Annotated in this window: 14 protein-coding genes; 8 read left to right on the plus strand and 6 right to left on the minus strand. The window is 37.2% G+C overall.

The genetic code is table 11. The annotated features are described in order from the left end of the window. Positions 1-15 precede the first annotated feature (15 nt). Together D9K81_RS11600 and D9K81_RS11605 are read left to right on the plus strand one after the other, a co-directional pair. Positions 16-498: a hypothetical protein gene (locus D9K81_RS11600; RefSeq protein ID WP_120374756.1), complete on the plus strand. Its 483-nt coding sequence runs from the start codon at positions 16-18 to the stop codon at positions 496-498. Positions 499-621: 123 nt separating this feature from the next. Further along, positions 622-1,281 (plus strand): SOS response-associated peptidase family protein, encoded by a 660-nt coding sequence (locus D9K81_RS11605; RefSeq protein ID WP_120374757.1) that lies wholly within the window; start codon positions 622-624, stop codon positions 1,279-1,281. A 25-nt stretch (positions 1,282-1,306) separates the two neighbouring features. Here the strand turns inward: D9K81_RS11605 and D9K81_RS11610 are convergent, their stop codons facing one another. Next, a complete protein-coding gene (locus D9K81_RS11610) occupies positions 1,307-1,771 on the minus strand; it encodes a MarR family winged helix-turn-helix transcriptional regulator (protein ID WP_120374758.1) in 465 nt (154 codons plus the stop codon). Between the two features lie 822 nt (positions 1,772-2,593). On the opposite strand from D9K81_RS11610, the gene D9K81_RS11615 reads away from it, so the two are divergent. Beyond that, the gene (locus D9K81_RS11615) at positions 2,594-4,114 is read left to right on the plus strand and encodes a TerC family protein (protein ID WP_120374759.1); all 1,521 of its coding nucleotides are present in this window, start codon (positions 2,594-2,596) and stop codon (positions 4,112-4,114) included. Positions 4,115-4,404: 290 nt separating this feature from the next. After that, entirely contained in the window at positions 4,405-5,136 is a 732-nt protein-coding gene (locus D9K81_RS11620; protein WP_120374760.1) for a hypothetical protein, read from the plus strand. A 68-nt stretch (positions 5,137-5,204) separates the two neighbouring features. On the opposite strand, the gene thiM is transcribed toward D9K81_RS11620, so the two are convergent. The 3 genes from thiM to D9K81_RS11635 all read right to left on the minus strand — a co-directional run bounded on the left by thiM (position 5,205) and on the right by D9K81_RS11635 (position 7,758). After that, positions 5,205-6,077, minus strand: a complete 873-nt coding sequence (gene thiM / locus D9K81_RS11625) for a hydroxyethylthiazole kinase (RefSeq protein WP_120374761.1) — start codon at positions 6,075-6,077, stop codon at positions 5,205-5,207. Positions 6,078-6,091: 14 nt separating this feature from the next. Further along, the gene (locus D9K81_RS11630) at positions 6,092-7,249 is read right to left on the minus strand and encodes a hypothetical protein (protein WP_120374762.1); all 1,158 of its coding nucleotides are present in this window, start codon (positions 7,247-7,249) and stop codon (positions 6,092-6,094) included. Between the two features lie 245 nt (positions 7,250-7,494). Next, positions 7,495-7,758 carry a hypothetical protein gene (locus D9K81_RS11635; protein WP_120374763.1) on the minus strand — a complete coding sequence of 88 codons (264 nt, stop codon included), beginning with the start codon at positions 7,756-7,758 and terminating at the stop codon, positions 7,495-7,497. Positions 7,759-8,334: 576 nt separating this feature from the next. Here D9K81_RS11635 and pepN point away from each other — a divergent pair. The 3 genes from pepN (at position 8,335) to D9K81_RS11650 (ending at position 12,048) form a co-directional block, all read left to right on the plus strand. Continuing rightward, on the plus strand, positions 8,335-10,944 hold the full coding sequence (gene pepN / locus D9K81_RS11640; protein WP_120374764.1) for an aminopeptidase N: 2,610 nt from the start codon (positions 8,335-8,337) through the stop codon (positions 10,942-10,944). Between the two features lie 327 nt (positions 10,945-11,271). Further along, positions 11,272-11,478: a hypothetical protein gene (locus D9K81_RS11645; RefSeq protein WP_120374765.1), complete on the plus strand. Its 207-nt coding sequence runs from the start codon at positions 11,272-11,274 to the stop codon at positions 11,476-11,478. Positions 11,479-11,598: 120 nt separating this feature from the next. After that, positions 11,599-12,048 carry an RDD family protein gene (locus D9K81_RS11650; RefSeq protein ID WP_120374766.1) on the plus strand — a complete coding sequence of 150 codons (450 nt, stop codon included), beginning with the start codon at positions 11,599-11,601 and terminating at the stop codon, positions 12,046-12,048. A gap of 61 nt (positions 12,049-12,109) precedes the next feature. Here the strand turns inward: D9K81_RS11650 and D9K81_RS11655 are convergent, their stop codons facing one another. Beyond that, complete coding sequence (locus D9K81_RS11655) at positions 12,110-12,556, minus strand: universal stress protein (RefSeq protein WP_120374767.1); 447 nt, start codon at positions 12,554-12,556, stop codon at positions 12,110-12,112. 87 nt (positions 12,557-12,643) lie between these two features. After that, positions 12,644-13,087 (minus strand): universal stress protein, encoded by a 444-nt coding sequence (locus D9K81_RS11660; RefSeq protein WP_120374768.1) that lies wholly within the window; start codon positions 13,085-13,087, stop codon positions 12,644-12,646. Between the two features lie 253 nt (positions 13,088-13,340). Here D9K81_RS11660 and D9K81_RS11665 point away from each other — a divergent pair, with 253 nt between their 5' ends. Beyond that, entirely contained in the window at positions 13,341-14,333 is a 993-nt protein-coding gene (locus tag D9K81_RS11665; protein WP_120374769.1) for an alpha/beta hydrolase, read from the plus strand. Positions 14,334-14,461: the final 128 nt, after the last annotated feature.

Genomic DNA, 14,461 nt, shown 5'->3' on the forward strand with positions numbered 1-14,461 from the left:
AGGAACTTATTTTATATGTATTTTTGGAATGTAAAACAGCTCATACACGATTTAAAAACCAATCAAGTTCAGCAAGGTCAATTTAAAAATTATTATATTGCTAGCAGTATTTTAATATTGCTTTCATTCTTTTTTGTCGCGATTAGTCCAGAACAGCCAGTAAAGTTAAATTTAGCCACCTTTGTTGTGAACTTGGGTCTACTGATAAGTTGGACCAATGCGATTTTTAAAGCCAATGGAGGAGAGCAAGGGCAACAGTTTTTAAATCGCTTTTTCGCGTTATACCTACCTATTGTGCTCAAAACGTTAGTTGTATTTTTGGTGGCTGTGATCTTGATTGAATTGATTTGGTCTAATTATTCTGAAGCTTGGAATGAAGTTGAATTGGAAAAAATTAATCAATATAAAGATGCCACTATTGATCCTATTTTTTCGTGTGTCGTGTATTGGCAGATTTATCGTGCTATGTTGAAAGTTCGAGAACCATTAACAGTTTGATGTTAAAAAGATGCACATTTACATCGCGCTTTAATGAATTTGCATGCTGAAGTATTTAGCGAGCATGCACAAGATTATGTGAATCGATTATTATGGTGATGAGCTTTTTCTAATTTTAAAAGTATGTGTGCTAATTTTAAACCCCTGACACTTGGACAATTGAAAATTTTACAATTGCCTGACATTCCTTTTGACTATGTGGAGGAAGTCTATCCAAATTATCAGCTTCCACTTTTATTTGCGTCTAAACTGGGTTTAGAGTGGCGTCAGGTTGGTTTTGGTATGGTGCCCAAGTGGGCAGAAGATAAAAGTATAGCATTAAAAACATACAATGCTCGCAATGAAACTTTGCTACAAAAAGCCAGTTTTATCAATGCGATCTCTAAATTTAAGTTTGGTGTTATTCCAGTTTCTGAGTTTTACGAGTCTAAGTATATTGATAATAAGCCTCAGCGCTGGGGTGTACGTCGAAAAGACGGGCAGGCGTTTTATATTGCTGCTCTCTATGAAATCTGCCAGCAAGGTTCAGAGATTATACGCTCATGTACGATGATTACTATGGATGCCATAGATCATCCGATGATGAAAGAATTTCATGAACCTGGTGATATAAAGCGCTCAGTTATTGTGATACCGCATTCGCGTTTAGAAGAATGGCTCAATTGGAAATCACCGAATATCCAGTCTTTTGTGGAAGGATTTCCGGTAGATGAGTTTGAATGTTCACATGTGCCCAAAATAAAAGCCGAAAAAACGAGTCCCCAACTCAATTTTTTCGACTAATATTTGCGTGTATAGCGAGATATATTTAACGAGACAAGTTCTTAAATATATGACGTAGGCTTTCCATTGTTTTTTCAATTTGAAGGGGGGTGAGACCTTCAAATGATTGCTCCAATACAATATTGGTTAAATCATTAATTTTTTGGGTCATTAGATTGCCTTTTTCAGTCAGAATGACGCGAGTAATACGTGCATCATCTTCACATGAATAAGTGTCTACTAAACCTTCATCTTTTAAGCGATAGACAATCTTGGTCGTGGTCGACATTTTAGATACCACCATTTCAGATAAGTCCGATACGCTTGCATGTGGCTTAGACTTTAATGCAAGAAGGATACGACGACGTGAGTTATCAACACCATACTTCTTAAGCGCATGATCTACATTAAGAACATACTGCGCATGAACCTGAGTAACCCAATAATATGGGAAATTTTCTAAGTTGAAGTCGTCAGTCGTTGGTAAAAATTTAGAATACTTTTTCGTCATGAAATGCCCCAAGTCAAATTTTTTGTAATTTTATTTAATCTGTCGTTATTCTAAGTAAAAAGTGTGTTCAATATCAATAGATATTTTTAGAATTCACAACAAGTAAAAGAAATTTAATCATTTGATTATAGTTAAATGATTTTTCAAATGATAGATGCACCAGAATATTCGGATAAATGGCTTTAATTTCGCCTTTTCAAACTGTTTTTTTACGGTTTGTTATTTTTAACAAATGCTGATTTTATAATATATAAGTCACGAATGCTGATGTAATGTATTTTGTTTCTAAGTGTTTGTATATTATATAAATTAATATTATCCTGATTTTGTTGGTTAAGTTTTTATTTTCAAGTCAATGAGCAGATTCAAACATAAGCTACGACGGATTTAAAAGCCTGATGATAATCAATTATGTATATATGTACTTGAGCGATTTAATTTTAAGGCATCTTTGAAACTTTTTTTATATATAAAAGGTATATTTTTATAACGATTGATATAAATAAAAATGAATAAATTAAGTGTTTTATTTAGCTTGTAATGATTTATTAAAGTATTAAGTTTCTGGCTTAAATTCTAGTTGAGCGTCACGTGCTTATTTGACCTACTTACAGCATGTCTATTGAACGTATATAAAGTGAATTTTCGCTATGTGTGAAATTTGAGCTTTAACTCAAAAAAGTTACAAAAAAATCATTACAAAATCTTAAGTTTGTGCATAATAAATTTATCTATAGTAACAAAGGCATGAAATATGGATCCGTCGCCGTGCGCAGATCTACTTAACACCAACCAAGCTCAATCTTGCGGAGTATATAACTGATGGAATTTTTTATGGATCCGGGGTTATGGGTTGGTTTAATTACATTAATCGTTTTAGAAATTGTTTTAGGTATTGATAACCTAGTTTTTATTGCTATTTTGGCAGAAAAGCTCCCTCCAGAACAACGTGATAAAGCACGTGTACTTGGCCTAACGCTTGCATTATTTATGCGTTTAGGTTTGTTGTTCGCTATCTCTTGGTTGGTCACATTGACCGCTCCTCTCATTACTTTATTTGATCATAGTTTTTCAGGGCGAGACCTCATTCTCTTAGGTGGTGGTTTATTCCTAGTGTATAAAGCTGTAACTGAATTACACGAAAAAATTGAAGGTAAGCCAGAAGTTAAGGTTTCGAATAATGTGGTTTATGCGAGTTTTGCTGCGGTTGTCGCACAAATTGTCGTATTAGATGCCGTATTCTCTTTAGACTCCGTTATTACTGCGATTGGTATGGTGGATGATATCCGCATTATGATGGCAGCGATGATTGTGGCCATGGCTGTTATGCTATTGGCATCTAAACCTTTAACTGCATTTGTGAACCGTCATCAAACTGTGGTGATTTTGTGTTTAAGCTTCTTATTATTAATTGGTATCAGCTTAATTGCAGAAGGTTTTGGTTTCCACATTCCAAAAGGTTATATCTATTCGGGTATTGGCGTAGCCATTGCGATTGAAGCCTTTAACCAATTTGGTCAGCGTAATGTTGCTAAACATGCATCTAAAATTCCATTGCGTCATCGTACGGCAGACTCTATTTTAAAATTAATGGGTGGCCGTGTTGAAACAACGGATGATCGCGTTGTATTGCAAGCACAAGAAGCCTTTGCTGATGAAGAGCGTTACATGATTGGTGGTGTTTTAACACTAGCAGAACGTTCAGTTGCTTCAATTATGACACCACGTAGTCAAATTTCTTGGGTCGATCTGGATGACACAGCAGAGCAAATTCGTGAGAAGGTGTTATCTGTACCGCACAGTTTATTCCCAGTGTGTCGGGGCAGTTTAGACAAAGTCATTAGTGTGGTACGTGCTAAAGATTTATTGGATGTACTGGATGATGAAACAGAACTCAAAACGTTAATCAAACGCCATCGCCCAATTTATATTTTCGAAAAAATGAAAGTGATTGACGCGATTAATACCTTAAGAACTTCAAAAGGTTCATTGGTTATGGTGAGTGATGAGTTTGGTAATGTACAGGGCTTAGTCTCACCACTGGACGTGTTTGAAGCGATCGCAGGTGAATTCCCAGATGCTGATGAACAACTTGATTTAGTCAAATTAGATGAACATACATGGCGCGCTTCTGGCTTGCTGGATGTTTATCAGTTAGAACTTGAATTGGGCATGTTGGACTTGGTAGAAGAAGATGCAGGATACATTAGCGTGTCAGGTTTGATTCTCGACAAGATGCAAGGTGTGGTTGAAGTGGGTACACAGCTTGAATATCAAGGTGTTGTATTTGAAGTGACTGAGATGGACGAAAATCGAATTAAAACGGTTCAAATCCGTTACTAATACTGAATATGGTTCATCTGAAAAAAGCTGGTAGATGTAAATCTGCCGGCTTTTTTAAGGCATTTTAAAATGTAAGTTAAACTTTTTAGTCTGCTAGGAGTTGTGGTTTTTGCTTAATATTTACACAAAGGGAGGTCTATTGTATAAATAGCCACAAGATCTCGAGATTGGGCCATAGTTTTAAGGCCTAAGCATCTTTATGCTGAGATCAAATAACTCATTTGAGTTCAGTTTTTTTAAATTAAAACAATAGTTTTCGTATTATAACATTTATGCAGTGAGTGCATTTTATGAAAATCACAGAAAGAGTGACTGATTTTGTACAGCTCTCTGCAGAGCAAAAGCATTTATTTTTTCAGCAACTGTGGGCATTCGATCAACAAATTTTTCCACATAGTAAGATCGAAAGTCTATACCAATTTGTATATGACTTAGATGCTGTTTCTGTTCAAGTGGTGCAATATTTCCATAAAAATATCTTGGTTGGGCAAAATATTATTGCCATTCTAAAATTAAAATTAGATAAAAACCCTATTTTTGTGGTTATGTCACGCGCAGGATTTTTGCCAGAATATCGTCGTCAGAATTTATCTTTACGCTCAGCCATTCGTGTGGCTTTTCAACATCGTTTACGTCATCCAAGTGTGCCATTGTGGTTTGTGACTACGCTGATGCAACCCAAGATTTATTCGTTGTTTGCATCGCGTTCATTAAACTTTTATCCGCGCAATGGCCGAAAAATGAGTTCAGATCATTTGAGCGTTTTAGAAATGGTCATGTCGCGTAAATCACAAGTTGAAAAACGTGATGAAGAGGTATTTACCCACTATTGCGACATTCCTAAAGTTACACCTGATCAATTGATTCGACTGCGTCATAAATATGACACACATCATCAGTTTTTCATGCAACATGTACCTGATTATTTTGATGGCATGGGAATGATGTGTGTGTGCCAGCTCGATTTGAAAACAATTGTCGAAACGACTTTTAATCTCGCAATCGGACGTAAAGTGCGCTAATCACACGCACGACGTATGCTTGTAGGCCTAAAATGGTAATCAGTAAACTGATTGGAATCAGGTACTGTTTATAGCAGTGCTGTAATGTGTAAGTCTTGATACTGTTGCAGACTGTCTAAATCTAAGCGATGTAGTTCATCTAAAAATGCCACATTAAAACTTCCAACCGTATTGGCATGTTCATAGGCTTTTTTGCCAGCAATTGCAAAATGTATATGTGCAGCCAAGGTACCTACAGTCGCACTACTGACAGCACAATAGGCCGCTGTTAATGCACCAAGGGCACAACCTGAAGCGGTGATTTTGGGTTGTAAGAAAGAACCACCTTTCACTTGAATGACAGCATTGAGTTCTTTAGACAAAATATAATCTGACTCACCTGAAATGGCGATACAGCTGGCATATTCAAGTAATGAAGATGCGTGTAAGTAAGTATCGGCGCTATCTAGTGTACTGTCTACGCCTTTAGATTCAACTTGATTGCCTGCCAGTGTACTAATTTCAGAAGCATTGCCACGAATGACCGTTGGTGCATATTGAATCAGTTGATTGGTCATTTCAGAGCGCCAAGGCAAAGCAGGGCCATAACCGACTGGGTCGAGTACCCAAGGCCTTGCAATTTGCTGTGCAGTTTGTGCCGCAATTTGCATGGCTTGCATTTGTTCTGTGGTTGGCATGCCTAAATTAATGTTGAGTGCACCTGCAATTTTTACAAAGCTTTCAGCCTCAAAAGGATTATCAATCATGGCTGGAGATGCGCCTGTAGCCAATAGCACATTGGCGACATAATTGTTGGCTACACCGTTGGTAATAATATGCACCAAGGGTTGTTGAGTTTGTAATTGTGTCCATGCTTCACAGACTTGCTCCATTAATGGCGCGGTAAAATCGCTTAACTGTTCAGTCGTGTTTAAGGGTAGTATCGTTTCAAGTTGGTTCATGATCTTATTTGTCCCTAACGCGTGAAATAGTGATCTTGGTGTTTACAGCTACGACAGAAAAGCGTGACATAATCTGAGGCATCATAGTCCACAGAAAGTTCTTCTGAACCGCAGTGGATACAACGTTTGTTAGAATGAAAACTCAAACGCGCTTCAATTTTTTTCCAAGAACGCCATACGGGTTGGAAAAAAATTCGTTCGTCATAACCTAAAAAGCGATAAAACAAAATTTGACTCATTTTGCTCAGTGGCATTTGTGGTGGACGTGGCAGGGTGCTGGTTTCCCATTTTTCTTGTAGGCCACGCTCTCGATATTGCTGTAAGGTTTTCTTTAATAAATTGGTGTTAATAAAATTTTCATTACGCGCCTGAAGGGCATTTTTTTGGTGCAGATATTCTAATGCAGTTTGAATGAGATAATAAATTTGCCCAATGGCTAGTCCGTCCATGAGCTGGTAGCAAAATGTACGGAAGTTTTTATTGCCCGCAATTTGGATTCCCCAAGAGCGACAATAAAACTGCATAAACTGAATTACTTCTTGGTACAGCACACTATATAGCGCATCTTTTACATCTTCTGCTTTTTTAAAAGGCACACCCATAGACAGGTTTTCATAAAACCACATTCTTAATTGGTGTGTAATGCTAAATAGACTGGGTTCAGAGTAGCCATCTAAGCGAATATTTAGATAATACTGCTCCGCTTGTGCCGCAAAGTCTTTGCAAATTAAAACTTGTTCTTTAACAAGATATTTAATAATTGAATTTTGAAATAAATAGTTAGGCGTGATGGGGTAATATTTAATTTGATCCCAATCAATAAATTCATGATGCGTCGTATGTTCTTGTACTAAGTCATCCAACAGTGCCAGTAAAAACAGCTTTTGCATAAAGCTCAATTGGCTGAGCTCATATTCGTGTATATCTTTTTGACGTAGCTTACGCTGCTCTTGTAATCGAGATTCCACCATCAGCTTCTTTCGTTGGGCTAAGCATTTTTCACAGTGGCATGTGCGTTGCTGCTCTGGAAATATTTGGTGCTGACAGTGACTACATTCAAAATAATTGACTTCTTGATCGTATTGTTCTGCTTCCGTCCAAAACATTGCAGCATGGCATAGAGGGCACGTTGTGCTCGCATCCAGCTGTTTTTGTAGAACGTTTAAAGTCATAAACTAGGTCATCAAATCAAAAAGAAAGTGATTTGATTATACACCGTTGCAATCGGGTTCTAAGTGTTAAATTTAGGCGGATATAACAGATGAGCACTGTGTAAAGCAATGGATAAAATCTGCTTTACACAGCAAGTGATTGGTTTAAATGTACTTGGATTATACGCTTGGATGTCCTTTAGCACTTTTTATGTATAGGCTCTAATCTCTTACATGCTCAGTGAATAAAGATTGCACGAATTGATTTAGTAGGCTGCAGGGCATGGCAATGATTCATCCTCCTCACCCAATTGTTTGGCTTGAATTAAGGCTTGGACTTTCTTCGTCGGGATTTTTTTACCGCCTAAATGCTCATAGCTATTTAAAATAGCGCTGACTTCATAGGTTTGCAGTGGTATACCTTCACAGCTCATAAACATGGCAATGACTTTGTGATCGATGTTCGCTGCATCTAGTGCTTGCAATGCTTTTACATTTTCCACGCGAACAATGTGGTCTTTTAAATACATGGTGCACCTCTTTTTGTTTTCAGTAGATTTTATTGTGAACTCAGTTCAGATAAATAAAAGCAATAACTGTGCACAAAATGTACAAATTGGGCAATTTAAAGTGAATTAATTTTAACTATGTTGCTAAGTTGTTTAAAAATAAAAATTCAATATTACTTTAACATTCAATCTTTTAAGTTCATGAAATCAAGTTATTCATTTCCCAATATTGATTCAAGACCTGATGAGTGTCATCAGAGTGCACCACAGAATAGATAGAATGAAATGGATTGGTGCGCTTAATATTTTATTGTGTTGATATAGCCAGATCATTTTTGCTGCGAATTTAAATAAGGAATGCTAAGGGATGTAGCCATTACAAGCGTGGTTATGGAGTTCACATGATGATCTGCGCAAATATACAGCGGGCATAATAAATATTCAGCCAAAGCAATTGAAATGAGTGCGCTTTATTCCCATATACAATACAAATGAAATGCACAGACAGCTAGAAAAACTTATCGTATGATCTAATGCATTACCCATTTTAAGAATCGTCAGCTGTCTAGACGTTTAAATAAAGGATTAGGACTCTATATGAATATTGCAGCACATCCAGTGGTTGAAGCAGACCAAACTGTTTATTTAAAAGATTATCAAAAGCCGTCTTTCCTTGTAGATTCTATTCAGCTAGATATTCAAGTCTTTGATGATAAAACGCATGTGTATGCCAAACTTGATATGCAACGCCAAACGGCGGGTGATTTAGTTCTGTTAGGCCGTGATTTAGAACTTCAATCCATTAAAGTGAATGGTCAAGTTTTAGCAGAAAATGAATACCAACTCGACACTGAACAGCTATCAATTGCCAACGCACCTGAACATGCTGTGATTGAAACTCATGTCATTATTCATCCTGAATCAAATACGCAATTGGAAGGTTTATATTTGGCGGGTGGTGATTTATTTGTAACCCAAAATGAACCAGAAGGTTTCCGTAAGATTACCTTTTATCCAGATCGTCCAGATGTGTTGTCTGTATTTACTACACGTGTAGAAGCAGATAAAAAATTTCCTGTACTTTTAGCCAATGGTAATTTAATTGAAGCTGGCGAGGCGGGAGAAGGTCGACACTATACCGTATGGCAAGATCCAACTAAAAAACCAGCTTATTTATTTGCCTGCGTGATTGGTGATTTAGCTGTATTAAAAGACTCATACGTCACTTCTGAAGGGCGTAATGTTGCCTTAGAAATTTATGCAGAAGAAAAAGACATCGCGAAATGTCATATTGCGATGGAAGCCTTAAAGCATTCTATGCGTTGGGATGAGGAACACTACGGTCGCCCTTATGACTTAGACAACTATATGATTGTGGCAACGAGCGCATTTAATATGGGTGCTATGGAAAATAAAGGCCTCAATATTTTTAATACGTCTTGTGTTTTGGCGGATGAAGAATTTACGACTGATGCTGCCATTATGCGTGTGCAATCTGTGATTGCGCATGAATACTTCCATAACTGGACAGGTAACCGTATTACTTGCCGTGATTGGTTCCAATTATGTTTAAAAGAAGGCTTAACCGTTTTCCGTGATCAGTCTTTCTCTGAGGACTTACAATCGGCGGCCGTACAGCGTATTGATGACGTTGCAGTATTAAAAGCACATCAATTCCCTGAAGATTCAGGCCCACTGTCGCACCCACCACGTCCAGACCATTTTGTAGAGATTAATAACTTCTATACTGCAACAGTGTATGAGAAAGGCGCGGAAATTAACCGCATGATGGCGACTTTGCTAGGCAAAGAAAAATTCCGTGCGGGTACGGATGAATACTTCAAACGTCATGATGGCCAAGCGGTGACAGTAGAAGATTGGGTAGCTGCTTTAACGGCAGGTTCTGGTGTCGATTTATCGAGTTTCCTTATTTGGTATAACCAACCAGGGACACCAAAACTAGAAGCAAAAGGCGAGTATGATGCAGCTACACAAACTTATCGTTTAAGCTTAAAACAAAGCCTAAAAGCACATCCAAAATATCCAAACTTAAAAGCAGTTCCTATTCCTGTGGCACTTGCGCTCTTTAATCAAGCGTCAGGCGAGCAATTGGTGCTAAATTCAGAAGCATTATTTGAAAATGCCGTAACAGATGGTGTGTATTTATTTGATCAAGATGAAGCTGTGATCGAATTTACAGGCGTGAAAGCCCAACCTGTTGTTTCATTGCTACGTAGTTTCTCTGCACCAGTCAACTTAGTATTTAACTATACAGATGAAGAACTTGCATTTTTAATGCAATATGAAACCAATGGCTTTAACCAATGGCAAGCAACACAAACTTTATTGGAACGTATTTTACTCAATGATCATGCTGCAGATATTTATATCCAAGCTATGAAAAATACAGTGCCAGATGTGATTGCAAAAGATCCGCTATTAGCTTCACGTTTATTTGATGTGCCAACAGAAGGTTATTTGGGTAGCCGTATTGATACAGGCTATAACCCTGAGTTGGTCAAAGAAAAACGTAATGCTTTATTAGATACTTTGGCGCGTGAGTTGGGTGCGTTTTGCAAAGAAACATACTTGGCGCTTGATCCAAATATGCAAAAAGAGTTTTCTCAAGCGATGGGTATTCGCGCACTCAAAAATATCCTTTTAGGTATGGTGGCGCGCCAGGGAGATGCAGAAGCATTTGAGCTGGCCAATACACAGTATCAAAACACGGGTAATATGTCTGAGCGTTTAGGTGCGTTACGTGTGTTGGTGTGGAATGATGCACCTCAAGCTAAAGTAGCTTTAGAAGATTTTTATAATCGTTTTAAAGATGAAGCATTGTCATTGGATCAGTGGTTTATGTTACAAGCGGCTCATCCAAAAGCAACGGCAGAAAGCATTAAGGCTTTAACTGAACATGCGGATTATGATTTGAAAGTCCCTAACCGTATTCGTGCAGTGAGCGGTGGTTTAAATGCTAATCCTGTAAACACATGGAGCTTTGGGGTACAACACTTTATTGGACTTGCGAAGTATCTTGATGAGAAGAATCCAATTGTTGGTTCTCGTTTATTACAAGCGTTGTCTCGCTGGTATACTTTGGCAGAGCCACAACGCTCAGAAGTGAAGGCAGAGTTGGAAGCATTAAAGCCACAAGTAAAATCTAAAAACGTATCAGAAACTTTAAATAGTATGCTTAGCGTATAAGGCTGAAATTTTGATCAAAACCGGATGTTCGCATCCGGTTTTTTTATGCAGATTGTGTAAAAAAAATTAATTTAAATAATAAATTTAAAGTGCTGAAACTAAAAAATATACTGTAAAAAGCATCTATTTAAAGCCGAATTTTGTTGAATAATTAAACTATTTTAAAATGGTAAGTGATTAAATTCATGTGAAAAGTGTTATTTATTTCACATTTTAGGAGTACAATTATCTAAATACACCACATTTCGTAAGCTTATGCTATGGCTGGTGTATAAATTGAAAGTGTTGATGTAAATCAGTTGCTGTAAGCGAAGTTTTGAGGCAGTTATGTTAGTTAAAGTTGAAGATGGCTTTTATTTAAATACCCAACATATTATTGCAGTACGAATTTCTAAGAGCCAAAGTGGCGGTTTTACTGTTACAACAGAATACACCCCGAATAGCGTGCAAAAAAATGCAGTATTCGAAAAGCATTTTGATACAGGTTTAGAAGCAGAAGTGTTTTTGCAACATTTGCATAAAGCGATGAGTTGATTCGACAGTAAAGCAATAAAAAAATCCTTCAATTAAAGGATTTTTTTATACAAAATAGTAATCAATTCTATAGCTAGACTGCTTTATAGTAGGTATAAAACAAAAATATGGAACATCAAAATGCCTAAGGCACCTTCGCAATATGCTGGATTTTGGATACGTACAGGCGCCTGTATTATTGATACTTTTATTTTATTGGTGATCATGTTGTTTTTTCTGATGTTGTTTTATCAAGGAGACTGGGATCTAGTGTTAGATACAGGTCTTTCTGAGCAACCATCTGTACTTTGGTTTGATATATTTATTAATTACCTTTTGCCTTTTATTTTAACTATATTGGTTTGGCAAATCTGGTCGGCTTCACCTGGCAAAATCCTTTTGGGCATTAAAATTGTAGATGCGACCACGGGTGAAAACTTGAAGCCATTGCAATCAGTCATCCGTTATGTGGGTTATATCCCTTCGAGTTTAGTGCTTTGTTTAGGTTTAATCTGGGTTGCATTTGATAAGAAAAAACAAGGTTGGCATGACAAAATAGCAAACACTGTTGTGATTAAACACAATGAATAAATTACGCTACTTGATGATGAATTGAAAAAAATCCCTGCATGCAGGGATTTTTTACTTTGAGTTAGACTTTGATAATCAGTACGGGGATAGGGGATTGAGTCAGAACATTTTGTGCCACACTTCCAAGCATCACTTTTTGAATGCCTGTACGGCCGTGAGAGCCCATAATGATTAGGTCAGCACCAGCTTCATCTGCCACTTGAATAATCCCTTGTGATGGCGATACACCGTGGATCAGTTTAGTCTGCACATTAATGCCGTCACGTATAAAAGATTGCTTCACATCTTCTAAGCGTTCTTTGGCGTTTTTTTCTGCTTGCATAAAGTAGTCTGTGATTGCAGGCGCAACTTTATAAAAATCGACGCCGACAAAAGGATCGATTGCAATCACACTCATAATAGTGACTTGGCTTTTTAAGTCTTGTGCCAAGCTTAATGCTTGCTCTACTGCGGCATAAGCCATAGGAGACTCATCTAAAGCAACGAGGATGTGTGAATATGAGCTCATGTTAGACTCCTTAAGTCATCGCATTATTATGTTTATGGTTCTTTATTCATCGTGTAGAAAAGTATTTTGGCATGCAATGATTTGAGCTTATGCTTTTACAATCAGCACAGGTAATTCGGTATTACTTAATACGTCTTGTGCGAAGCTACCGAGTAAGACTTTTTGGAAGCCCTTACGACCATGTGAACCCATGACAATGAGATCTGCATTGTACTGTGTAGCAGTTGCGACTACACCTTCAGCAGAAACAAGACCTTTCACCACTTCAGTTGAAGCTTCTATCCCCACATCTTTTGCAACTTGCGCAGCTTCTACTAATGCTTTTTGTGCATTTTCATAGGCTTGTACAAAATAGTCACGCATGATTGAAGCCGAGTAATAAAAGTCAGCATCACTAAATGGATCTTCTGCCACTAAACTTACGAGTGTAAGTTTGCTATTAAAAGCGACAGCAAGTTGAGCGGCTTTTTTAACGGCAGAAAGCGAGATTTGTGAACCATCTACAGGGACTAAAATTTGTTGATAAGCCATAACAAAAACTCCTATATTTATCTTTATCAGTGTATTCTTTATACATAGCATATTGTGTTGAAAGGTTCAATTTTAAACTATAAATAATATTTAAATTCATATAATTAAGTCTGTTAAATGCCAATTGTTTGGCAAATAATTCGCAGTAAAATGCTCAGGTTTTGACTTGATTTTTCGGGTTAGCCATTTAGATTAAGTATTGTATATATAAGAGTTATAATTTGTGTTTGGATTTATCTATTGTGAGGGGTATATGCGTAAAACTGGGATAATCATTTTAAGTATTCTGCTGTTGTTACAGTTATCTGCATGTCAATCTACCAAATCCAATAGCCGTGTGATTGCTGGCGTATTTAATGCATCAACGCAAATTCAAAAAAAGTTTATTGATCGACATGCACCTCAGCATATAAAGGTATATAACAACATTCCTTATATGCACACACCAGAGCTTTCACTAGATTTATATCAACCAGCTCATGTAGCGCAAGATAAACCCCGACCAGTGATTGTTTGGATTCATGGTGGTGGATGGATTTCTGGTGATAAAGAACATGCACGTGGTTATTTTAAACGCCTTGCAGATGCAGGTTATAACGTGGTGTCTGTACAATATCAATTTGCACCTGAAGCGATTTATCCCACACAGTTACATCAAATCAATCAAGCAATTGCGTATATTCAAAGCCATGCGAAAAAATATCATTTAAATGCACAGCAAATCTTTTTAGCAGGGGATTCTGCGGGGGCAAATATGGCTAGCCACTATGCTAGTTTTGTTAGTAATCCTGCATACGCACAATCTCAAGATTTTCAACCAGTGTTAGAACGGCAAGATCTAAAAGGCATGATTTTGCATTGTGGTATTTATGACTTAAGCGACTTCGTACAAACTGCCCCAGAGGAAATTAAATTATTAGAATGGGGAATAGTTAATTTGGTACAGGCATATACAGGTGATCGTCTGCAAGATACAGCATTTTTAGCCAGTATTTCTCCGCGTCAGCATTTGAATTCAAATTATCCGCCCGTATTTATCAGTGGAGGGAATAAGGATTTTTTAACACAAAGCCAGTCCATACCATTTGTGCAAAGTTTAAAACAACTCAATGTGCCAGTGACGGAAGTCTTTTATCCAGACAGTAAAGAGTTTTTGGTGCATGAATATCAATTTATGATGGGTAAAAAAGCCAGCCAACAAACGCTACAACAAACTTTTGAATTTTTAGCAAAATATGCACCTTAAAACCAATTTAGCATTTGCACTGAAGTAACTTCATCCAGTTAGAATGTATTTAAATCGTAAAGTTGGGCTTGCATAAATTTTATAAAAATATAACATACCGACCAAATGGTATGTTTATTTGAGTGAAA

Source organism: Acinetobacter chengduensis, from assembly GCF_003664645.1.
Taxonomy (GTDB): Bacteria; Pseudomonadota; Gammaproteobacteria; order Pseudomonadales; family Moraxellaceae; genus Acinetobacter; species Acinetobacter chengduensis.

What these genes read in the sequence shown, in the direction of transcription:
- D9K81_RS11610 (WP_120374758.1), bottom strand. Translation starts at nt 1,771, where the DNA reads ATGACGAAAAAGTATTCTAAATTTTTACCAACGACTGACGACTTCAAC.
- D9K81_RS11630 (WP_120374762.1), bottom strand. Translation starts at nt 7,249, where the DNA reads ATGACTTTAAACGTTCTACAAAAACAGCTGGATGCGAGCACAACGTGC.
- D9K81_RS11605 (WP_120374757.1), top strand. Translation starts at nt 622, where the DNA reads ATGTGTGCTAATTTTAAACCCCTGACACTTGGACAATTGAAAATTTTA.
- D9K81_RS11650 (WP_120374766.1), top strand. Translation starts at nt 11,599, where the DNA reads ATGCCTAAGGCACCTTCGCAATATGCTGGATTTTGGATACGTACAGGC.
- D9K81_RS11655 (WP_120374767.1), bottom strand. Translation starts at nt 12,556, where the DNA reads ATGAGCTCATATTCACACATCCTCGTTGCTTTAGATGAGTCTCCTATG.
- D9K81_RS11600 (WP_120374756.1), top strand. Translation starts at nt 16, where the DNA reads ATGTATTTTTGGAATGTAAAACAGCTCATACACGATTTAAAAACCAAT.
- D9K81_RS11615 (WP_120374759.1), top strand. Translation starts at nt 2,594, where the DNA reads ATGGAATTTTTTATGGATCCGGGGTTATGGGTTGGTTTAATTACATTA.
- pepN (WP_120374764.1), top strand. Translation starts at nt 8,335, where the DNA reads ATGAATATTGCAGCACATCCAGTGGTTGAAGCAGACCAAACTGTTTAT.
- D9K81_RS11660 (WP_120374768.1), bottom strand. Translation starts at nt 13,087, where the DNA reads ATGGCTTATCAACAAATTTTAGTCCCTGTAGATGGTTCACAAATCTCG.
- D9K81_RS11635 (WP_120374763.1), bottom strand. Translation starts at nt 7,758, where the DNA reads ATGTATTTAAAAGACCACATTGTTCGCGTGGAAAATGTAAAAGCATTG.
- D9K81_RS11665 (WP_120374769.1), top strand. Translation starts at nt 13,341, where the DNA reads ATGCGTAAAACTGGGATAATCATTTTAAGTATTCTGCTGTTGTTACAG.
- thiM (WP_120374761.1), bottom strand. Translation starts at nt 6,077, where the DNA reads ATGAACCAACTTGAAACGATACTACCCTTAAACACGACTGAACAGTTA.
- D9K81_RS11620 (WP_120374760.1), top strand. Translation starts at nt 4,405, where the DNA reads ATGAAAATCACAGAAAGAGTGACTGATTTTGTACAGCTCTCTGCAGAG.
- D9K81_RS11645 (WP_120374765.1), top strand. Translation starts at nt 11,272, where the DNA reads ATGTTAGTTAAAGTTGAAGATGGCTTTTATTTAAATACCCAACATATT.